This is a genomic window from Psychrobacter faecalis (genome assembly GCF_016107575.1).
GTDB classification, from domain to species: domain Bacteria; phylum Pseudomonadota; class Gammaproteobacteria; order Pseudomonadales; family Moraxellaceae; genus Psychrobacter; species Psychrobacter faecalis.
Window position 1 is genome coordinate 1 of sequence record NZ_JABAST010000002.1, and the last position, 21,112, is coordinate 21,112.

Consider the following 21,112-nt stretch of genomic DNA (forward strand, 5'->3'; position numbering starts at 1 on the left):
TCAAACCTATCTAATAGTCAATATTGGCTAGGTTTGAGTAAGATTTTTGGAACGGTTAATGAGCAGCATGAATGATGTTGAGTATTTACTTTATCTACCATGAAATGACAGAATTTTTAAGGGCATAAATATGGCTTAAAAGGGCGATTTTTCAGCTATTTTGAGATATGTGTTAATATAGAGGACTGTAAACATCCTAAGATAGCATTCTAGGCGTTCATTCACTTGAGGAGCGGTAATCCATGACCCATAACCAGCAACAAGCAGAAATTATCGACGATAGTCAGGCTCAGCTCAATAATAAGCAAGATAGCGAGCAAAATAAAAAAGTGCCCCATGTCTTAATGATATTAGATGGTTTTGGGCATCGTGAAGACGATAAGGATAATGCGATTGCTGCCGCCCATATGCCAAATTTGGATAAGATTTATCAGCAATATCCGCATGGATTGATATCGGCTTCAGGAGAGGATGTCGGTCTGCCAGATGGTCAGTTTGGTAACTCAGAAGTTGGTCATATGAATTTGGGCGCTGGCCGCGTGCTTTATCAAGACTCCACTCGTATCTCAAATGAAGTCGCCAATCGTGAGTTCTATAAAAACGAAGCACTGGTTAATGCCGTAAAAGCGGCAAATAAGCTCGGTGGTAACGTGCATATTATGGGATTGTTGTCTGATGGCGGCGTGCACTCACATCAAGACCATATCGAGGCTATGTGCCATTCGGCATTGGTACACGGTGCCGAAAATGTCTTTGTGCATTGTTTTTTAGATGGCCGTGATACGCCGCCAAAATCTGCTGATAAGTACATCAACCGCTTACGCGATCATATTGCTAAGCTCAATGACCACTATGAAGGTGGCCGCGTGCAAATTGCCAGTATTATTGGGCGCTATTATGCAATGGATCGTGACAATCGCTGGGACCGCGTGCAAAAAGCCTATGAGCTTATCACCGAGGGTAAAGCCGACCGCTTAGCAACACGTGCCGATGGCGCCATACAAGCGGCGTATAAAGCACGCGAAACCGATGAGTTCATCAATCCAACGGTGGTGATTGGTCGCGACGAAGTGCCTTATACTGTCGATGACAATGATGCACTTATCTTTATGAACTTCCGCGCTGACCGTGCCCGTGAGCTTGCGCAAGCCTTTGTGCTACCAGATCATGAGTTTTCTGGTTTTGCCCGTCATAAGCAACCAAAGCTTGCTGCTTTTGTGATGTTGACGAAGTATTCTGACGTGTTAGCGGACAATCCAAAAACCAGTATCGCTTATTATCCAGCGTCTTTGACCAATACGCTTGGCGAGTATTTACAAGATAAAGGTAAAACCCAGCTACGTATCGCTGAAACTGAAAAATATGCGCACGTGACCTTTTTCTTTAGCGGCGGCCGCGAAGATGAATATGAAGGCGAGACGCGGATTTTAGTGCCATCGCCTGATGTTGCTACTTATGATTTACAGCCAGAAATGAGCGCGCCTGAAGTGACCGATGAGCTAGTCGCTGCTATCGAATCTGGTAAATACGATGTGTTAGTTGTTAATTATGCTAATGGCGATATGGTCGGGCATACAGGTGTTTTTGAAGCTGCTGTCAAGGCGGTAGAAGCGTTGGATGTGTGCATTGGTCGTTTGGAAAAAGCGGTACGCGCTGCGGGCGGGGATATGCTGATCACCGCTGACCATGGCAACTGTGAGCAGATGCAGGACTACGAAAGTGGTCAGGTACATACGCAGCATACCACTGAGCTTGTGCCATTGATTTATATTGGTGGGAAAGCCGTAAAAGTACGTAGTGGCGGCAAGCTTAGTGATATCGCGCCTACGATTTTGGCATTGATGGATATCGAACAGCCAGATGAGATGACCGGTAAAAACTTACTGCTTTCGGCTACATAAACGAGACATTTAATAAGATCATTTAGCAGTCTATTATTACTGCTAAAGCTATTGGGTTTTATAAAAAGGGAAAGATATTGAGTATCTTTCCCTTTTTTTGCATTTTTTCTACGCTTCGCCGCATTTTGCTTGATACATATTGTTTAAGTTACTTGCAATACTGTCCTAGTCTTAGGTAGAAGCTCAGTGTTATTTTAGACGACATCGTTCATGAATAACTTTATAATCATAAATATCCATATAATCCAAAAGTTATAAAAATAATAACCAAATCCTTTTTTTGAGTAATTTATTATGCGTCCAATTCGCCATTTATTCTTATTGCGGTCTAAAAGCTTGAGAAATATCATCATGCCATTGCCTGTTGCTTCTAAATCTATTGCTTCTAAATCTTTTAAAATGAAGTCTTTTAATGTCAAATTAATCGGCTCTCAGCTATTAAAACCCGCTCTTATAAGCAGTGTAGTAGGGCTAGGTGTGGTCAATATGCCAGCACAAGCTGCTACCAACAATAACGGTAAAATCAATAGTACTGGCGAAAATCCCACGGCAAGCTTGCAATTGATTGGTCTTAATGACGACGATGTATCCTTAAATAATAACGAGGAAGCTAATAGCGCCGACGATTTATCAGATATCGCCGATATGCTCGAATCTGCCGATCAAGTCGATGACTCGATAGATGCTGTCGCCGATGAAAGCGCGCTAAATGACGAGTCAGAGGTGATAAACACCGATATTCCCGCCGAAGTTGCGCAAGTATCGTTAAAGGCCATTTCGCCTGAAACACTAAAGACCTTTGTGGCTGTCGTTGATTTGGTACGCCGTGAATATGTGGATACGGTGAATGACGAAGAGTTATTTAGCAATGCCATGAGCGGTATGTTGACCAAGCTTGATAGCCATGCTGAGTTTTTGGATGCAGAATCTTATGAGAATCTGCGTGCTTTTACTGAAGGCGACGTCGGTGATATCGGTGTCAAGGTGCAGTATCAGCCTAAAGTAGGCTATTGGGTGATTACTGAGGTGGTTGATGGCTCACCTGCCGATAAAAAAGGTATTGCCGTTGGTGATTATTTGCACCAAGTAGACGAGTTTAAACTTGGTGAAGACGAAGAAAGTAATGACATTGAGCAATTGTTAACAGGCATTGCAGGTACCCAAGTGGATGTCGTGACATCAAAAGCAGGACGCCGTAAACATACCACGACTTTACAGCGTAATCACAACCATCCACAAATTATTGAAACGCGGCTGGTAGATGGAATGGCTATTGTTAGATTACCCGCCTTTCAAAACAATAGCCGTGAAAAGCTGTTACAAGGGTTAATTGATTTGGATGCGCCTGTTAAGGGAATTTTATTAGACATGCGTGACAACCCAGGCGGTGTATTAGCGTCAGCGGTAAGCGTTGCCAGCTTATTTATGACCAATACCGATGTGGTACAAGTCAAAGGTCGTCAAAGCGACTCCCGCACACTATCGACGCAAGGTGCAGCGTTATTAGATACCATGCCAGTTGTAGTGTTGCAAAATCGTTATTCTGCTTCAGCGGCTGAGGTCTTAGCCAGTAGTTTGCAAGCGCAAAAACGCGCGACTATTTTAGGCGAGGTCAGTTATGGTAAAGGTTCGGTGCAGTCCGTGATACCGCTGAATGACGAGCAGGCGGTGAAGCTGACCGTTGCCCATTACATGACCGCTTCAGGTAAAAAAATAGATGGGGTTGGGGTAGCGCCTGATGTGACTTTAACAGGAAATGAAAGCACATGGGAGCAACAGGCGCTTGATTTACTCAGACAAAAAGCCCTGCCGTCGGGTGTTCGCTTTGTACGCAAGCCTCAAGCAGCGAATAATCCTAGTCAAGGTGACACTAATACTAAAGCGATTAAAAATAAAGTGACTCAAAACAACAGGCTTATCGACCATGTGACTGAAAAGCCGACTGAAAAACCGGCTGTTAAAACTAAGCCCTAATTTCGTTAGCATTTAGACTGAGACTTTTCGAGCTGATTTAATTATCGTCTTACGGTTAGCGCTTATATATTATTCAGACTGATTTTCAGCAATTTCAAGCTTTGACATACGATAGCGTAACGAGCGGAAAGTGGTGCCCAACAATTCAGCAGCTTGGGTCTTATTCCAGTTTGTCTGTTTAAGGGCGGTAATAATCAGCTGCCTTTCCTGCTCTTGCAAATAATGCTCTAAGCCTTGGGCAGGTAATTGACAAGCGACAACTTCTTCTTTTATTGATTTATCTAATTTCTCTTTCTCATTAGCTTCATTGCTTAATGGTTCTGACATAGCGCTAGGTACTGTTTTATCAAGTTGTGCTGTAGGACTGGCTGCAGCGCGCGCGTTCATTGAAGGATAGTGCTGCGTAATGGTGCGATAAGGAGATATAGTAGTTTTTGCTTGTTGCGCGCTGTCTTTTTCTACGGCTTCTACGTCATTTTTTACCACATTATCTTTTATAGATTGCGCTTCTAAGCTTTCACTTTTATCTAAAATAGCATTGCTCGAAAGGGTCGCTTTGTCAGCGTTGTTATTTTGCTCTACTTCTGCAATAGCTTCTTGCGCGTTCTCTAGTTGTTGGTTGTCGAAATCAGCCAAGCCCAAATGACTGGCATCAATAGTGGATGTCTCCGCTAAGGTTATCGCGCGTTCAAGGATATTACGTAATTCGCGTACATTACCCGCAAAGTCGTGATGTTGTAGGCGCGCGCACGCAGCATGGGTCAGTGTTGGCGGCGACTCCAATTGCCATTCATCGGCAATCAGGGTCAAAAAGTGCTTGGCCAATACCGGTATATCATCACGTCTTGCGTTAAGCGTCGGCAGTTTAAGCTCAATGACATTGATGCGGTAATATAAATCTTGGCGAAAGCTACCTGCTTGTACCAGCTGATTTAAATCCTTATGCGTCGCTGATAGGATACGAATATCAACTGGCACTTCTTTGGTATCGCCGATTGCACGCACGGTTTTTTCTTGAATGGCGCGCAGTAATTTGACCTGCATCGCTAGTGGCAAGTCAGCGACCTCATCTAAAAATAGCGTGCCGCCATTGGCCTGTTGAAACAGTCCTTGTTTATCAGCGACAGCGCCAGTAAAGCTGCCTTTTTTATGACCAAAAAATTCTGACTCCATCAGTTCTGATGGAATCGCGCCGCAGTTGACTGGTACAAAGCTGCCATCACGGCGCGGACTTAAGTCATGGATTAAGCGCGCAACCACTTCTTTACCAGTGCCCGATGCCCCCCGATAAAAAAACTGGCGCTTGCGAACGCGCTAATTTTAAAATGGTACTTTTTAGCGGGTGCATGACGGCTGAGTCGCCAATCAGACGGCTATCGAGCATTTGCTGCTCAGGTGAGCGCTCAGGCGTTGACTTTGCGGCGTTATCTTGATGAGTAACCTTGAGTGCATTTTCAACCAATTGACGTAGACGCGGCAGCTCGAGCGGCTTATTAACAAAGTCAAAAGCGCCCAGTTTCAGTGCTTCAATCGCCAAATCCATGCTGCCATGCGCGGTAATCACGGCAATGGGCGTACTTGAACTGCTGCTAATATGCTTAACCAACTCTAAGCCTGACCCATCAGGGAGTTTTAAATCGGTTAGACAAAAGTCATAGTCGTTTGCTTGCCAATAGGTTTTGGCTTGCGATAAGGTATAAGCCACATCGCTTTTGATGCCCATCTTGGTTAAGGTAATTTGCATCAAGCGGCATAAATCTACTTCATCATCAACGACTAGCGCGGTTGTGGTCATACATCATCTCATTGTCTTAAAATATTGCAAGGCATTAAAAATAGGTTTTATCTAAGTTTTCAACTGCTTCATTATCAATGGCCGCGTTGTCAATAGCAGGCGCAATCAAACGAAAACAAGTCTTTTTGTGTTCTGGAATATAAAGTAGGCGCGCATGGTTGGCTTCACAAAATGCTTGCGATAAATACAAGCCTAAACCCGTACCCGCCTTATCAGTGGTAAAAAATGGATTGAACAGGTGGGTTAAGTCTGCCGTGCTTACACCTGTGCCATCGTCCAATACATCAATTATAACATCGTTGTCGGCACAATAAATCTCGATTTCCACAACGGCATGAGGGTGAGCATAACTGCTATGACGTAAGCCATTGTTAATTAAATTGATAAAAATTTGCTCTAATTGATGTGGGTCAAATGAGATGGACGGCTGTGCATGACTATGTAAAAAAACATCGTGACCTTGAAAATAGTTTGCCAAAAATTCTGGCATCCAGTCGGTAAGGGCAATGAATTGCTGCTTGGCGGTTTGCTGACGTGACAGTTTTAAGACATCTTCAATAATACGATTAACGCGCTTTGTTTGCGTGAATATCATTTTATAAAGCTCATGATTTCCAGCCAACGCATCATTTGCGCTTGCACTCTCTATGGCCTGACTTTCTTCAATATCTTCTATCAGTAGTTGACTGGCTTGCGAGATAGCGGCTAACGGATTTCTTATTTCATGAGCGATACTGGCGGTCAGTTGCCCGAGTGAGGCCAATTCTAACTGTTGGGCGCTGGCTTGTTCGCGGCGTAAGTCTTCCAATATGACAAGCTTACTGTCATCTTTTAGCGGGATAATTTCAACGCGAAGCTTACCAAAGACAGAGGCATTGGCAGTAGCTGGCAACTCATAAATAAAAGTACGAGATTGTCCCGTCTCTATCGATAAGCAAGCTTCAAATAACTGTAGATGTTGCGCGCGAAGCTGCTGCTGAAAGTCGGCGAGTGGTTTGTTTGCAATATGATTTCTAATATTATTTGAAGAGTTGTTTGCATGGCTGTTTAAAGAATTGTTTAACAAGCTGTTTGGCGAGCTGGTGAGCGCAGCATTTGTCTCAACATACTCTGCCTCCATTGCCGTAGCATTTGGAATACTCAGTAATTGATAAGCCGAAAGGTTGGCTAAAACCACTTGTTCACAATCGATGACGATGACACCGTTGGCCATTTGGGTGATGACTTCTTGATTGATAACGTTTAAGCGTTCGACTTCTTTGGCGTGGCGGGCCGCTACTTTCTCAACTTGTACCAAGCGCTGCGAGATTGACCAACTCAAACCGCCGACTGCCAAAAAGCTGGCTGACATCAGGAGCGCATCGCCTAAATTTGCCAAATTCATGCTATTGGCAATCGCATAAAAAAACTGCTGATAGATAACGAAAATAATCGCCAGTAAAGTAATAATCAGCGCTTGCGAGCTATGAAGCAGCATAAAGCTGGCGGCAACCACCACCATATACAGCATGGTCAACTGCAAATCAGGCGCGCCAGCGGTATAGAGCAGTAAGCTTAAAATAATGACGTCTACCGCTAAACCAAACGCCAGCTGTTGCCGTGGATGCTTGGTCACCACATAAAATAAACCCAATAAAATTAAGCTTAAAAGGACATAAAAACTGAGCGCGGTTTGCTGCAAAAAACTTGGTAATGATGAACCATCGCTAGCGCGCTGTGATATACACCATCAGCATAGAAAATAGGCTGACGACAAAGCGATAGCTGCTATAAATCAAACCCAACCTGCGCAGCTGCGGCAAAGGTAAGGTGTCATCGCGCTGAAAATAATCCGTAATAGCGGCTATAACGCTAGGAGCAGATTTCTTATGCTGCTCATGTTGCTTAGACTTTGACGATGGCACAGGCTTTGAAGGTTTCATAGGCTTTAAAGTTTTCACTGGCTCTAAAGCCTTTTAAGTTGAGCGTAATAGAAGGGAAGGTGCTTACTATACTTAGTTATTTATGCTTAGTAACTTACGGTTGAATAAGCCCGTGACGAATGGCCAAATGGGTCAATTTTACATCGCTATCGACACCGACTTTTTCATAAATGCGGTAACGATAAGTATTGATGGTTTTGACGCTGACAAATAACTGGTCGGCGATTTGCTGCGGGCTTTGGCAATTCACCACCATCATCGCGACCTGTTTTTCTCGGTCACTTAATAAGTCAAAAGGTGAGCTGGCATTATCAGATAGCAGAACATCCGCCAATTGCTCAGCAACGTCTTGGCTAAAGTAACGCCCGCCCTGATAGACTTTTTTCACCGCGCGTATCATCTCATCAAGCGGCGTCCCTTTGGTGATATAACCATTGACACCCGCTTTGATGAGCATCGACGGGTAAGGCTGCGCTGACATGCTACTCACGGCCAAAATCTTAAAGCCCATATCAAGCTGAATAAGGCGTTTGGTGGCTTCAAGCCCGCCAATATTGGGCATATTGACATCGAGCAATATCACATCCGGACGCAGTTGTTTTGCCAATTTAATCGCCATATCGCCGCTATCTGCTTCGCCGACGACTTCGATATCGGCACTATCTGCCAACATGCGGCTAATGCCCATTCGCACCAAATCATGATCATCTACTACTAGTACTCGAATCATAGTTATACTCTTTTCTATTGGTCAGAATAAAGGGTGCACTGTTAAACTTAAACTATCTAAATGATTTTATTTTCTTATTATAAATGTCAGCTGCTATAAATTTATTGACTAAAATATGTAAACTCACAAACTCCCTTATATTAAGCAGCATACTTTTATATGAACCTTGCAATTGTGCCCTTATAAGCTTAAATGTAATGCTATATTGCGCCATTGTTAATTAATATTGCTGTAATATAAAGTAAATGTAGTAAAATTTGAATGTGGTCAAAAAACGACATCTAATTGATTTAGTAGATTAAACTTAAATGCAAACCATGATACACTAAAAATACAAAAACTCTATGCGAGTATCTACAAACACAACCACAAACGCTACGTACGTTGTTGGTGTTAGTTAGTATGTAACTAATTTTCTAACTAATGGCAGCGCGGCTGCAGGAGGCATAATGAAGCAACTACCATTAACCAAACAGCAATTAATCGCTGCTCTGATTTCATTGAGTTTGGGCAGTGTTGCACAAGCGGCGCTTACCATTAATGGTAGTTCTGGCTCTGAGTCTAGTGCTCGTGTGAGCTGGGGCGGTGCCGATAGCTTATCTGAAGCGCGTAAAATCATGTACAACAGCAGTAATAGCTCGGCGATTAAAAAAGTAGACAATGGCTACGGCGCCACCAATATTACTAATGCACACAGTTTTGGTAGCAGCAATAATAGCTTCAATAATACCAACAGCTATAACACCGCCTATCGTGGTGGTTTTAACAGCGGTAGTATGATTCCGATCAGTACCGATTCGCGCAGTGTTGTGGTCATCGATGCTGAAACCGGCGAATCTATCTACGAAAAAGCTGCTGATATTGCCCGTCCGATGGCAAGTATTACTAAGATTATGACAGCGATGGTGGTGCTAGACGCCGGTCTAGACATGCGTGAAGAGATTACCCTTGATCCAGAAGATTTCGTCGGTCCAAAACGCGCCAGCTCAAACCTTAAGTCAGGTGACCGTTTGAACCGTGCTGAGATGCTACTCATGGCATTGATGAAGTCAGAAAACCCAGCCGCAAAAAGCCTAGCGCGTAACTATCCAGGTGGTTATAGTGCCTTTATGCGCGCTATGAACCGTAAAGCTCAAGACTTGGGCATGACCACCGCTTTCTTCGGTGACCCAACGGGTCTTGATAAGCGTAACGTCGCTTCATCAAATGATCTCGTTAAAATGGTACGTGCAGCTGGCAACTACGATGTCATTCGTCGTTTTTCGACCACCAAAAGCTATGACTTTTATGTCTCTAACTACTCAAGCGGCAACCGTACCTATAAAGCCAACAACACCAGCAGCTTAGTGCGTGATGGCAGCTATCCAATCGGTATCTCAAAAACTGGCTTTATCAATGAAGCAGGGCGCTGCGTGGTGATGGAAACCCGCGTTAATAACCGTCCAGCGATTATCGTGATTTTGGGCGCAAACAGTTCAGCGACGCGTTGGGGTGATGCGAAAAATATCTTAAACAGTTTGGCGACTCGCCGTACCGTATAAGCGTGTTATTTTAATATTGATGTACAAGGCTGTTATGTAATATAACAGCCTTTTTATTGGGTCAAATTTAAGCCCATTTAAGGAAAAACCATATGTTCCAAGTATCGGCTATGACGCCCGCGCCCAAACTATATTTACTTACCAATGATGATGAATTTGTGGTTTTATATGCAAAACTAGAAGCAGCATTAGCAACAGGGCTGGTAGCATTATTGCAAATTCGCCGTAAAAAAACCTTACAAGCGGTCAATGGCAAAGCAGAACTCTATGAAGAAGCGCGGCAGATAGTCAGCTTGGCCAAAGCTCATGACGTTGCAGTTGTAATGAACGATGATGTTGCACTTGCCAAAAAACTTGGCATCGGGGTGCATTTAGGTCAACAAGATGGCGCTATCGATGATGCCAAACGTTATCTTACAGCCGAACAAATTATTGGGCGAACTTGTCACGGCGATGTAGCGCTGGTCAAACAAGCCAAAGAAGACGGCGCAAGCTATGCGGCGATGGGCGCAGTTTTTGCTTCAAATACCAAACCTAATGCCCATGTGATATCTCGCCAGCAACTTATTGAAGGTTGTCAACAGGGGATTGATATCTGCGTGATAGGGGGGTTGACGGCGGAAAATATAACCGAGCTGGCGGGTTTGCCAATTACCTATGTGGCGGTCGTTGGCGATATTATGGATTTGCCTGTAGAGAAAATTGCCGCGCGTTGTCAGCAATGGCAGCAGGCGCTTAGCAGATGGCAAACGCCTGCTTAATTAGAAAGTTATATCAATTCTTTAATCTTTAAAGCTAACATTTATTTCAAGTAACATTATTTTAAGTGACATTTATTTAAAATAGCCATTAAAAATTATTCTGCATGTTCCATACACAACGTAGCATATGGCAGCGCTTTTAAGCGTTGCGCTTCAATTTGTTTGCCGCACACTTCACATTCACCGTAGGTACCGTTTTCAATACGGCTTAGCGCGTTTTCGACGTAGATAAGGCTTTGACGTGCTTCATCCATCAAGCTTGCGCGCATGTCGTTTTGACGGTATGAGATGGCCTGATCTTCCCAATGTTCATTGAGGTCGTCTTGCGGGTTTTGAATATGGTCTTCGATTTTATCAATGCGAGTTTCATATTCTTCCTTTAGGTTTAGCAGGTCTTGTTTGGCAGTTTCAATATCAATACTCATAATTTCCTCCTGAGAAATTGTTTTTATTGTTAGGTTTATTATTCATTATCATCATAGGTTTTATAATAAGCTGCTTTCTTATAATGAGCGGTGCTTATCATAAACACTCTTTTATCATAAACAGCCTGATGATGAAGTACCACCACGAAATGTTACTGTTCTTAGTGCATATGATTACTATTGAAATTTGGCAGTTATATGAATTGATAATCTATAGCGCAAAATTTATCACAGTTCTTTATAAGAGAAGACTAAAAACTGCTAGAATACACCGCTGAAATTCTTGCTGGGACAGTTCTATAACACCAAGTGTGAGAATGACCCATAATATACGTTTTAAGATGACTATTTCGTAAAAACGTTTTGCAGTTAGCAAAAAGCCATATTGTAGATTAACCATAGATGATGCATAGGAGCAGGTAATGAATTTTTTGCGTATGAGTGAGCTGAGCTTAGCGGATAAGGTGGTATTGATTCGTGAAGACTTAAATGTGCCTATCAAAGATGGCAAAGTCGCAAGCGATGCGCGCCTGCAAGCCAGTTTGCCTACCATCAAAATGGCGTTAGAAAAAGGCGCGGCGGTGATTGTTTGCTCACACCTTGGTCGTCCGACAGAAGGCAGTCCTGAGGCCATCTATTCGCTTGCGCCAGTTGCTGATTATTTAAGCGATAAGCTAGCTGCGCCAGTCAGCTTAAATAAAGACTATCTAACGGCAGGCGTGGCAATCAAGGCAGGCGAAGTCGTGCTGTTAGAAAACGTGCGCTTTAATAACGGCGAGAAGAAAAACGACACAGCGTTGGCGCAAAAATATGCGGATTTGTGCGATGTCTTTGTCATGGACGCTTTTGGCACGGCGCACCGCGCGCAAGCGTCAACCGAAGGCGTGACCCAAGCGATGCATCAAGCGGGCAAAGTCGCTTGCGCTGGACCTTTATTGGCCGCTGAGCTTGATGCCTTAAGTATTGCGCTTGAAACGCCAGCCCAACCGATGCTGGCAATCGTTGGTGGCTCAAAAGTCTCGACCAAGCTTGAAGTACTGCATAGCTTAGCTGAAGTCTGCTCGCAAATTATCGTTGGCGGCGGTATTGCCAATACTTTTTTGGCAGCGCAAGGTCATAGCGTTGGAGCATCATTATATGAGGCGGAACTGGTCGATACCGCTCGTGATATTATGAATAAAACTGAGATTTTATTGCCAGAGTATGTGGTCGTGGCCGATAAAAATGAGATTGATTTTGCGGACTTTACCGGCTCATTACAGAAAGCTACCGCTACTATCAAGTCGGTCGATACCATCGGCGATAATGACATGATTTTAGACATCGCGCCAGAGAGCGCCAAGCAATTAGCGGCTGCTATTATTAAGGCAAAAACCATTTTATGGAATGGACCGGTCGGCGTATTTGAAGTCGATGCTTTTGGTCAAGGTACACAAATCGTGGCAAACGCGGTTAAAGACAGCCAAGGGTTTTCGATTGCAGGCGGCGGTGACACGTTAGCGGCAATTGATAAATATCAAGTGGCTGATGGGGTTAGCTATATGTCAACGGGCGGCGGCGCTTTTTTGGAATTTGTAGAAGGTAAAGTGTTGCCAGCAGTCGCTGCTTTACAAATCGGCGAGTAATCGTTCTATCGTCATTTATCAATTAAGTAACATTAGACGTACAACTTATTATGAGCATCTGGGGTAGGCTATAAAAATAATAAAGTGACCACCGTGTTTGATTTTATTGTTGTTTGGCCTGTCTGTATGAGAGCTGCAGGATAAAGGTGAGCGTGAAAGGTCACAGCTTATTATTAAGTAGTAATTATTTGTTTCCATACTGAAAATTATGATTGCATGCCCAATTTGTACTCTATAAAATAGCGAAAATCATGTATTTGGCATGCTTTATTTACGAGAGGTTTATTATGTTAAAACGTCATTTGTTACTTGCTAGTGTCCTTGCTGGTACCTTTGCAATTACTGCATGTAGCCAAGAAACACAAGATAAAACGGAAGCTGCTGCTGAGTCTGCGGGTGATGATGCTGCTGCTAACACAGAAGTTGCTACTGCTGAAACCGAAGCCGCTGCTGCTGACGCTGAAGTTGCTGCCCAAAACGCCGGCGCAGAAGTTGCCGAAGGCGCTGAAACAGCTGGTGCTGCTGCGACTGACGCGATAGAAAATACTGGTGAAGCAGTTGTAGTTGGCGCAAATGAAGCCGTTTCCGCTACTGCTGGCGTGGTTGCTGATGGTGCCTCTGCTGTTGAAGAGAAAGCCAGTGAAAACGCAGTAGAAGCAGAACAACAGTACTAATTGATTGCTAATCAGTTATGATTCATTCAAGTTATTTGATTTTAATAATCGACTTGCATGCATAGCGCTATAATCAATAGCGGTCTTATAAGCCTCGAAATACTAAAAAGCTTTGGTGATGACCAAGGCTTTTTGCGTTTTATGCATTGCTAAAAGTAAAGTATGCAATAGCATCATTCATCAATTAAACCAAAGCTGTAACCTCAATACAATCGGTATGCTCAATAAAACCGCAAGCTTAATCGAGCTTAATAATGTGAGCCTAATAAATAGTCGCTCAACCGCTACGAAGCGTGGGCAAAATTTGCTATAATCTGCGCGTGATAATTGCTAGTAAAAATCCTGCATTTTCCCAACTGTTCTATAGTGCTGCTTGTCGATTTACCTACCTTGCAGCGAGGATGGAACACTTGTAATCACCAAATCGTTATAAGTATTTATTTTAAAATCTAATCAGAGAGCGTTTTATGGCCTTAATATCTTTACGTCAACTTTTGGATCATGCCGCTGAGCACAGCTATGGTGTCCCTGCCTTTAACGTCAATAACTTAGAGCAGATGCGTGCCATTATGATGGCGGCCGACGCTTGTGATTCACCTGTTATCGTGCAAGCCAGTGCGGGTGCGCGTAGTTATGCAGGGTCAGCATTTTTACGTCATCTGATTATTGCTGCGATTGAAGAATGGCCGCATATTCCGGTGGTGATGCATCAAGATCATGGTATGTCACCTGCGATTTGCCAGCGCTCAATTCAGCTTGGTTTTTCATCGGTGATGATGGACGGCTCGCTCGGTGAAGACGGAAAAACGCCAATGGATTATGATTATAATGCCAGCGTGACCCGCGAAGTGGTGAAAATGGCCCACGCGTGCGGCGTGTCTGTCGAAGGTGAAATCGGTTGCTTAGGTAGTCTTGAGACTGGCATGGCAGGCGAAGAAGACGGCTCAGGCGCAGAAGGCGTATTGGATCACGAGCAACTATTGACCAGTGCTGATGAAGCCGAGCAGTTTGTTAAAGATACTAATGTCGATGCATTAGCCATTGCCATTGGTACCAGTCATGGCGCGTATAAATTTACCCGCCCACCGACAGGCGATATCTTATCGATTGAGCGCGTCAAAGAGATTCATGCGCGTATCCCGCATACCCATTTGGTGATGCATGGTTCGTCGTCAGTACCGCAAGAATGGCTAAAAGTCATCAATGAAAATGGCGGCGATATCGGGGAAACCTATGGTGTACCGGTTGAACAAATCGTTGAAGCGATTAAGCACGGCGTCCGCAAAGTCAATATCGATACCGATTTACGTTTGGCATCAACGGGCGCTATCCGTAAATTCTTGGCAGAAAATCCAAGCGAATTTGATCCACGTAAATATTTCAAAGCCTCTATGGTTGCGATGTCAGATATCTGTACCAATCGTTTTGAAGCCTTTGGCTCAGCGGGTCAGGCGCATAAAATTCGTCCTATCAGCCTTGAAGGTATGGTCGATTTTTATAAATAAGCGTGGTTAGCAAAGCATGCTCATTGAGCCATAACAGCCGCTTATTTTTAGCGCAAATGCTATAAGCAGTTTTTATATTAAATCTTATAAAAGGTGGTGGATTAATGATTGGATTGATTACGGGGCAGGTGCAATATTTGATGGCGCCGACTGCCTGTGTCATGACTGCCTCTGGCGTAGGCTACGATATAGAGCTGCCGCTGCCGTCATTTTGCCAGTTGCGTCTTAATGAGCAGGCGAGCATTTGGACGCATTTTCACGTGCGTGAAGATGCGCAGCTGCTTTTTGGTTTTATCGATCGTAAAGAGCGCGATGTTTTTCGCCAATTGATTAAAATCAATGGCGTTGGGGCAAAAATGGCACTGGCAATGCTGTCTGCGATGTCAGCGGCTGAGCTAAAAATGCATGTCGAGCAAGAGTCAGAGACGGCATTAACGCGTATTCCCGGTATCGGTAAAAAGACCGCACAGCGTTTGTTGATTGAGTTAAAAGATAAGCTGAAAAATATCGAGGTTGATAATAGTAGTTTAGAATTTGCGCTTCAGCCTGCGCCTATGTCTGTTGAAGGCAGTATCATCGCTGAGGTCGAGGGCGCGTTGATTAGCTTGGGTTATAAAGAACGAGAAGCGCAGCAAGCTATTAAAGCGGCGAAAAGTAATGGTGATACCTTTGCCGATACGCAAAGCTTGTTAAAAGCCACTCTGCAACAGCTCTCTGGCTTTTAATTATTTAAACTATAAGTAATTATGTTAAATTTTAAACAGATAAGCGACATTGATTGTCGCTTATTTTCGTTTTAGGCTGTGTTTTATTGACTACCTGCTTTATGATGTTTTGCATGACTTATGCGCAGCGTTTGGTTATGCTGTTTATGATTTAGTCTTTTAAAAATAATGATTTTAATAAAATGATAAAACCTATGATGCAAGATCGTTTGATTAATCCGTTAGAAGGGGCAGGTGATGCGCCTGACTCTAATATTCGACCGGCATTATTGGCTGAATATATCGGTCAGCCGGTGGTGCGTGAACAGATGGAAGTGTTTATTGGCGCGGCACGTGGTCGCGACGAGGCATTAGATCATACTTTGATTTTTGGTCCGCCGGGGCTTGGTAAAACCACACTTGCTAATATTATTGCCCGTGAAATGGGTGGCAATCTGCGTTCTACCTCAGGGCCTGTACTTGAGCGTGCTGGTGATTTGGCCGCCATGCTGACCAATTTAGAAGCGGGCGATGTGCTCTTTATCGATGAGATTCATCGTCTAAGTCCGGTCATTGAAGAAATTCTTTATCCAGCAATGGAAGATTTTCAGCTTGATATTATGATTGGCGAAGGTCCAGCGGCACGTTCTATCAAGCTTGATTTACCGCCGTTTACTTTGGTGGCAGCAACCACACGCGCAGGGCTGCTGACTTCGCCATTGCGAGATCGTTTTGGCATCGTGCAGCGCTTAGAGTTTTATAATATCGCTGATCTGACAACGATTGTTAGCCGTGCGGCGCGTTTGATGCGGGTACCGATGAGCGAAGATGGCGCAGTAGAGATTGCGCGCCGTTCGCGCGGAACGCCAAGGATTGCCAATCGGCTATTACGCCGTGTGCGTGATTATGCGCAAGTCAGAGGAGATGGCAGTATCAATGGCGCGATAGCGGGTAGTGCGCTTGATATGCTCGCCGTAGATAGGCGTGGTCTTGATCATTTGGACAGACGCTATATAGAGATATTACACGAGCGTTTTGATGGGGGGCCAGCTGGCGTTGAAGCGATAGCAGCAGCGATGGCCGAAGATCGCGGTACGCTTGAGGATGTGATTGAACCATATTTAATACAACAAGGTTATGTGCTGCGTACGGCGCGTGGTCGGGTATTGACGCAGATGGCGATTGACCAGATGTTGTAGGATAGTCAGTTCGAAACGCACGAAGCGTGTCTTTAATAGCGTGGTGCGGGTACCAATTGTCCTCGCTTGCTTTGTGCTGTGCACGCTAGAGGCTTCAAAAAATTGATACCTGCAGTCACGTATTTACTTCAAAATAATTAAAACCAAAAATGCGTTTGCGTCTAATCTTTTAATTAAACGCAAACGCATTTTTTTGCTTTGATTTTATTAAAATTATTAAATAGTCGGTAAAGTCTCAGGCCATATTTTCCCAGGGTTCAGGATGTTTTTAGGATCAAGCGCCGACTTAATCGCTTGCATCAGCACTAGGGCATTACCATGCTCTTGCTGCATATATTTTTGTTTGCCTTGCCCAATACCGTGCTCGCCGGTACAGGTGCCATCCATCTCAATCGCACGCGAGGCAAGGCGGCTGATAATACCGTCAGCGGTAGCGACTTCTTCAGGGTTGTTGGTATCGACCAATAATAAAACATGAAAATTACCATCGCCGACGTGACCGACGATAGGTCCAATCATACCCGATGCTTCGATGTCTTTTGCCGTAGCGCTGACGCATTCTGCCAAGCGTGAAATGGGCACGCAGGCATCAGTCGATAAGGCGCTGGCTTCAGGTCGTAAGGCAGAGCTGGCATGATAGGCGTTATGGCGCGCTTGCCACAGACGTTTACGCTCGGCTTCGTTGGTATCCCAAGCAAAATCTGTACCGCCGAACTCTTCGATGATATCGGTAAAGATTTGCGCTTGCTCGGCGACGCTGGCTTCTGTGCCATGGAATTCTACAAATAGCGTAGGCGTTTCTGTTAAATTCAAATTGGCATATTGGTTACAAGCTTTGATTTGCATCGCATCGAGCAGCTCGATACGGGCAATTGGCAAGCACATTTGAATCGTCAACATCACCGCCTGACAGGCATCCTCAATCGTTGGGAAATGACAAATACCACTACCAATACACTCACTAATACCAAATAGTTTAAGCGTAATCTCGGTTACAATGCCAAGTGTCCCCTCAGAGCCTATCATTAAGCGCGTCAAGTCATAACCAGCGGCCGACTTTTTGGCGCGAGTACCAGTGCGCACAATGTCTCCACTGGCGGTCACCACTTCAAGGGCGAGTACCACATCTTTCATGGTGCCATAGCGGACGGCATTGGTGCCTGAAGCACGGGTCGCGACCATACCGCCGATACTGGCATTGGCACCGGGGTCTATTGGAAAAAATAGTCCAGTATCACGTAAATAATGATTGAGCTGCTCGCGCGTGACCCCAGGTTGTACGGTAACGGTCAGGTCTTCATTATTAACCTGTAATATCGCATCCATGCCATGCATATCAATACATAGCCCGCCATAGGGCGCATTTAATTGACCTTCTAAGGATGAGCCAATACCAAAGGCGATGACTGGCATCTGATGCTGATTGCAAATCTCAACCGCAGCAGCAACCTCGTGTTTATCCTGCACGGTCAATACCGCGTCGGGTGGCTGGTTAGTAAGCCAGGTCATGGTATGACCATGCTGTTCACGTACAGTGGTATTGGTGCTAAGTTGTTTGCCAAAGCGTGTTTGCAAAGCGGCAATAGCGTCACTATGGTCTGATTTAATTAAATCATGAGATTTGGAAGGCGATATAGATGATATGGTCGACATAGGTAAATTCTCCATATAAGACGTATATTTACTGGGTAAACGACATGCTAAATAAGATAAAAAGTTAAGCTCTAATGCATTTTAATTGCCCTTTAACGACAATTAAAATGCATTAGAGCTTATTCAAGTGCGATTTTTTGATAATGATTAACGGATATTTTTTCGTTAAAAATTAATAGTCTAAGCTAAAACCCGCCAAATAACGACGATAATGGCTAATAGATAAAAGATAGGCGCAAACCAACCAACTTGGGTGGCAATAGCAATAAACACCGCAAAACCCGATAGCGCTAACCAATCTCGGCGTCGATCATTGAGCATGTCGGCGCGAATTTTCTGGATCTCGCGCAGTTGACTGTCTTGGCGCGAACCTTGTGAGGCAAGGCTTTGTAAACCCTGATCTAGCAGTTTAGGAATATCCGTCGTTGATAATAAAATCTCTGGCAACTGCTGCCGGAAGTGTTGCAAATTACGCATCGGGTCTAGCTGCTCTTTAATCCAGCCGCTTAAAATGGGCTTCGCAAGTGACCAAATATCCAGCTCAGGATATAAATCGCGACCAAGGCCCTCAACATGCACCAAGGTTTTCAGCAGCAGCATCAATTGCGGCGGGATACTCATATGATGGCGACGGGCGATATCTAAAATTTGCATCAAGACACCAGCAAAGTCGATATCATTAATGGATTTTTGCAGCATCGGACCGACAGTGCGTTTCATATCGCGCATGAGTGCATGCTTATCGGTATTGGGCGGTATCCACCCAGCACGGCTGACGATATCAACCATCGCCGTAAAGTTATTATTCATCACCGCCAACAGCATGCGCGCGACGATAAGCTGATCGTCTTTTGATAGCGTACCCATAATGGCACAATCAAGCCCGATATAGCGTGGCTCATGCCCTAAGTCAACTGCTGTCATATCTGCCGCGAGCATTTTAACCGGCGGCGTTTCTACAAAGACATTACCCGGATGCATATCGGCATGAAAAAAGTTATCGCGAAATACTTGGGTGAAAAATATCGTTAAGCCTTTTTCTGCTAGTGTCGCACGGTCATAACCAAGCTTATCAAACACCTCAACTTGCGAGATAGGAACGCCTTGGATACGTTCCATAATCATGACATTTTTAGCAGCGTCATAAACTTCAGGCACATACATCAGTGCTGAACCTAAAAAGTTGTTGCGCATATGGGTGGTATTGTCCGCTTCCAAGGTTAAATCCAATTCATTAAGCATCACTTGGCGATAATCTTCGACAATATCAACAATGTGAATCGCGCGCGCCGCTTCGATACGCGCTGATGCCCAATTAGCAAGCTCACGCAGTAGCTCAAAGTCTGCCACGATAGTGGTGCGAATATCAGGGCGAACGACCTTAACCACTACCTCACGGCCATCGTGCAAAGCGGCCGTATGTACTTGAGCGATAGAGGCTGCTGCTAATGGTTTAACATCAAAGCGTGCAAATAGCGTAGCGATAGATTGACCCAAACCATGTTTTGGGTCTTGGATTTGGGCAATGGCAACATCAGAGTCAAAAGGCTTGACCTTGTCTTGTAGCTGCACCAATTGCTCGATAATCTCAGGCGGCACCAAATCGCGGCGCGTCGAGAGCAATTGACCCAGTTTTAAAAATAACGTACCCATATCTTCAAGCGCATACTTAATCGCATTGGGCTGATGTTTTTTACCCCAAGCCGCCGGATGTAAACGGATTAAACGCGCTAACGGTTGCAGCTGCGGCGCTTCTTCGACAGACAGATGGGTATCAATGCGATAAGCGGCGGCAATACGCCAAAGTTCAAGCAAGCGGGCGCGATGGGATAGTAGCATGAGATAGGGTTACTCTAAAAAGTCGAAAATAGGGCAGAGTCTATGCCTATGTGTGATGAACGTTTAGACAGTCATAGACTCTATTTATTATTATCTATGATTGGTTAAACGTGCTTGCTCATCTTTGATAGCGGCAAGCTTGGCTTCTTCACGCTCAATGTCGGCACGCAGTTTTAATAACTGCTGCTTTAGATCATTAACTTCGGCAGCTTCCATCGGGTCAGGAGTAACATTACCCGCTACGTCATTGGCCCAGTCGCTGACATCGTTAAAGGCGCGCTTGGCATTATAACGCCAGCTGCCTTTTAGTTGTGATATCAGCAAATGAAGTTGGCTGGCCATCGGTTTCCCAATAAACGGCTCAAGCTGGCCGGCAACATCAGGGTCAAATCCTGCAACCAGCTGCTTAAGTTGCATCAGCACTTTGTAATCACCAGCAATCGGTAAGTTGCCTTCTGTGCCGCGCATAAGATTCAGCAGCTGCGCAGGATTATCAACGGTAATGGTGCAATCTGGTCGACTATGGCCAAGTCGCGAACGCTCTAGGCTGGCCTGTTGGCGCTCATTCATACTGCCGCTTGGTTCAAACACGCCTTCTGTCATGACGGGCTCAAAGCGCAAACGATCTTCGGTAAATAAAACGTCTAGATTAATCTCGGGCATGCCCATATTGAGACGCAGCACTTTGCCCGCAAGCGGCGCTAGCCCAGCTTTGGTAATCTCATCGCTGGCAATGGCGATATTAATAAACTTTTCGGCACCTGCCAAAAGTAACACAGTCAGCATAAGGCCCTCACAATGTTTGGTTGAGCGCCATAAGCGCGGCGCATATTTCAATATTGGCTGTTATAACGATGTAAACGC

Annotated in this window: 16 protein-coding genes and 1 pseudogene; 9 read left to right on the forward strand and 8 right to left on the reverse strand. The window is 44.6% G+C overall.

Features of this window, described 5'->3' with window-relative positions:
- Positions 1–242: 242 nt before the first annotated feature.
- Together gpmI and JFC07_RS00955 are read left to right on the forward strand one after the other, a co-directional pair.
- Positions 243–1,901: a 2,3-bisphosphoglycerate-independent phosphoglycerate mutase gene (gene gpmI, locus JFC07_RS00950; RefSeq protein ID WP_198327870.1), complete on the forward strand. Its 1,659-nt coding sequence runs from the start codon at positions 243–245 to the stop codon at positions 1,899–1,901.
- Between the two features lie 486 nt (positions 1,902–2,387).
- Positions 2,388–3,875 (forward strand): S41 family peptidase, encoded by a 1,488-nt coding sequence (locus JFC07_RS00955; protein WP_227678185.1) that lies wholly within the window; start codon positions 2,388–2,390, stop codon positions 3,873–3,875.
- 69 nt (positions 3,876–3,944) lie between these two features.
- Here JFC07_RS00955 and JFC07_RS13325 read toward each other — a convergent pair.
- The 4 genes and pseudogenes from JFC07_RS13325 to JFC07_RS00970 all read right to left on the reverse strand — a co-directional run bounded on the left by JFC07_RS13325 (position 3,945) and on the right by JFC07_RS00970 (position 8,322).
- A pseudogene (locus JFC07_RS13325) lies at positions 3,945–5,670 on the reverse strand (sigma 54-interacting transcriptional regulator).
- A 34-nt stretch (positions 5,671–5,704) separates the two neighbouring features.
- Positions 5,705–7,351: a sensor histidine kinase gene (locus tag JFC07_RS00965; RefSeq protein WP_227697945.1), complete on the reverse strand. Its 1,647-nt coding sequence runs from the start codon at positions 7,349–7,351 to the stop codon at positions 5,705–5,707.
- A 25-nt stretch (positions 7,352–7,376) separates the two neighbouring features.
- Entirely contained in the window at positions 7,377–7,610 is a 234-nt protein-coding gene (locus JFC07_RS13140; protein ID WP_227678193.1) for a hypothetical protein, read from the reverse strand.
- Between the two features lie 76 nt (positions 7,611–7,686).
- Complete coding sequence (locus JFC07_RS00970) at positions 7,687–8,322, reverse strand: response regulator (protein WP_102076814.1); 636 nt, start codon at positions 8,320–8,322, stop codon at positions 7,687–7,689.
- A 449-nt stretch (positions 8,323–8,771) separates the two neighbouring features.
- On the opposite strand from JFC07_RS00970, the gene JFC07_RS00975 reads away from it, so the two are divergent.
- Positions 8,772–9,863, forward strand: coding sequence for a serine hydrolase (locus JFC07_RS00975; protein ID WP_144297723.1), 1,092 nt, complete (start codon positions 8,772–8,774; stop codon positions 9,861–9,863).
- Positions 9,864–9,955: 92 nt separating this feature from the next.
- A complete protein-coding gene (locus tag JFC07_RS00980; RefSeq protein ID WP_198327871.1) occupies positions 9,956–10,624 on the forward strand; it encodes a thiamine phosphate synthase in 669 nt (222 codons plus the stop codon).
- A gap of 95 nt (positions 10,625–10,719) precedes the next feature.
- On the opposite strand, the gene JFC07_RS00985 is transcribed toward JFC07_RS00980, so the two are convergent.
- Positions 10,720–11,049 carry a TraR/DksA family transcriptional regulator gene (locus tag JFC07_RS00985; protein ID WP_144297721.1) on the reverse strand — a complete coding sequence of 110 codons (330 nt, stop codon included), beginning with the start codon at positions 11,047–11,049 and terminating at the stop codon, positions 10,720–10,722.
- 422 nt (positions 11,050–11,471) lie between these two features.
- Between JFC07_RS00985 and JFC07_RS00990 the strand changes: the two genes are divergently transcribed.
- The 5 genes from JFC07_RS00990 (at position 11,472) to ruvB (ending at position 16,756) form a co-directional block, all read left to right on the forward strand.
- Positions 11,472–12,674 (forward strand): phosphoglycerate kinase, encoded by a 1,203-nt coding sequence (locus JFC07_RS00990; protein ID WP_198327872.1) that lies wholly within the window; start codon positions 11,472–11,474, stop codon positions 12,672–12,674.
- Positions 12,675–12,961: 287 nt separating this feature from the next.
- On the forward strand, positions 12,962–13,348 hold the full coding sequence (locus JFC07_RS00995; protein ID WP_191692201.1) for a hypothetical protein: 387 nt from the start codon (positions 12,962–12,964) through the stop codon (positions 13,346–13,348).
- Positions 13,349–13,815: 467 nt separating this feature from the next.
- Positions 13,816–14,853, forward strand: coding sequence for a class II fructose-bisphosphate aldolase (fba, locus tag JFC07_RS01000; protein ID WP_198327873.1), 1,038 nt, complete (start codon positions 13,816–13,818; stop codon positions 14,851–14,853).
- A gap of 104 nt (positions 14,854–14,957) precedes the next feature.
- Positions 14,958–15,578, forward strand: coding sequence for a Holliday junction branch migration protein RuvA (gene ruvA / locus JFC07_RS01005; protein WP_198327874.1), 621 nt, complete (start codon positions 14,958–14,960; stop codon positions 15,576–15,578).
- A 197-nt stretch (positions 15,579–15,775) separates the two neighbouring features.
- Entirely contained in the window at positions 15,776–16,756 is a 981-nt protein-coding gene (ruvB, locus tag JFC07_RS01010) for a Holliday junction branch migration DNA helicase RuvB (RefSeq protein WP_068404994.1), read from the forward strand.
- A gap of 216 nt (positions 16,757–16,972) precedes the next feature.
- On the opposite strand, the gene JFC07_RS01015 is transcribed toward ruvB, so the two are convergent.
- From JFC07_RS01015 to JFC07_RS01025, 3 genes are all read right to left on the reverse strand, one after another.
- A complete protein-coding gene (locus JFC07_RS01015) occupies positions 16,973–18,409 on the reverse strand; it encodes an FAD-binding oxidoreductase (protein WP_198327875.1) in 1,437 nt (478 codons plus the stop codon).
- 180 nt (positions 18,410–18,589) lie between these two features.
- Entirely contained in the window at positions 18,590–20,248 is a 1,659-nt protein-coding gene (locus JFC07_RS01020) for an ABC1 kinase family protein (RefSeq protein ID WP_198327876.1), read from the reverse strand.
- A gap of 90 nt (positions 20,249–20,338) precedes the next feature.
- On the reverse strand, positions 20,339–21,034 hold the full coding sequence (locus JFC07_RS01025; protein WP_198327877.1) for a ubiquinone biosynthesis accessory factor UbiJ: 696 nt from the start codon (positions 21,032–21,034) through the stop codon (positions 20,339–20,341).
- Positions 21,035–21,112: the final 78 nt, after the last annotated feature.

Bases quoted from the DNA above. Each gene is read 5' to 3' on its own strand.
- gpmI (WP_198327870.1), top strand. From the start codon at position 243: ATGACCCATAACCAGCAACAAGCAGAAATTATCGACGATAGTCAGGCT.
- JFC07_RS00955 (WP_227678185.1), top strand. From the start codon at position 2,388: ATGCCAGCACAAGCTGCTACCAACAATAACGGTAAAATCAATAGTACT.
- JFC07_RS00970 (WP_102076814.1), bottom strand. From the start codon at position 8,322: ATGATTCGAGTACTAGTAGTAGATGATCATGATTTGGTGCGAATGGGC.
- JFC07_RS00975 (WP_144297723.1), top strand. From the start codon at position 8,772: ATGAAGCAACTACCATTAACCAAACAGCAATTAATCGCTGCTCTGATT.
- JFC07_RS00980 (WP_198327871.1), top strand. From the start codon at position 9,956: ATGTTCCAAGTATCGGCTATGACGCCCGCGCCCAAACTATATTTACTT.
- JFC07_RS00985 (WP_144297721.1), bottom strand. From the start codon at position 11,049: ATGAGTATTGATATTGAAACTGCCAAACAAGACCTGCTAAACCTAAAG.
- JFC07_RS00990 (WP_198327872.1), top strand. From the start codon at position 11,472: ATGAATTTTTTGCGTATGAGTGAGCTGAGCTTAGCGGATAAGGTGGTA.
- JFC07_RS00995 (WP_191692201.1), top strand. From the start codon at position 12,962: ATGTTAAAACGTCATTTGTTACTTGCTAGTGTCCTTGCTGGTACCTTT.
- fba (WP_198327873.1), top strand. From the start codon at position 13,816: ATGGCCTTAATATCTTTACGTCAACTTTTGGATCATGCCGCTGAGCAC.
- ruvA (WP_198327874.1), top strand. From the start codon at position 14,958: ATGATTGGATTGATTACGGGGCAGGTGCAATATTTGATGGCGCCGACT.
- ruvB (WP_068404994.1), top strand. From the start codon at position 15,776: ATGCAAGATCGTTTGATTAATCCGTTAGAAGGGGCAGGTGATGCGCCT.
- JFC07_RS01015 (WP_198327875.1), bottom strand. From the start codon at position 18,409: ATGTCGACCATATCATCTATATCGCCTTCCAAATCTCATGATTTAATT.
- JFC07_RS01020 (WP_198327876.1), bottom strand. From the start codon at position 20,248: ATGCTACTATCCCATCGCGCCCGCTTGCTTGAACTTTGGCGTATTGCC.
- JFC07_RS01025 (WP_198327877.1), bottom strand. From the start codon at position 21,034: ATGCTGACTGTGTTACTTTTGGCAGGTGCCGAAAAGTTTATTAATATC.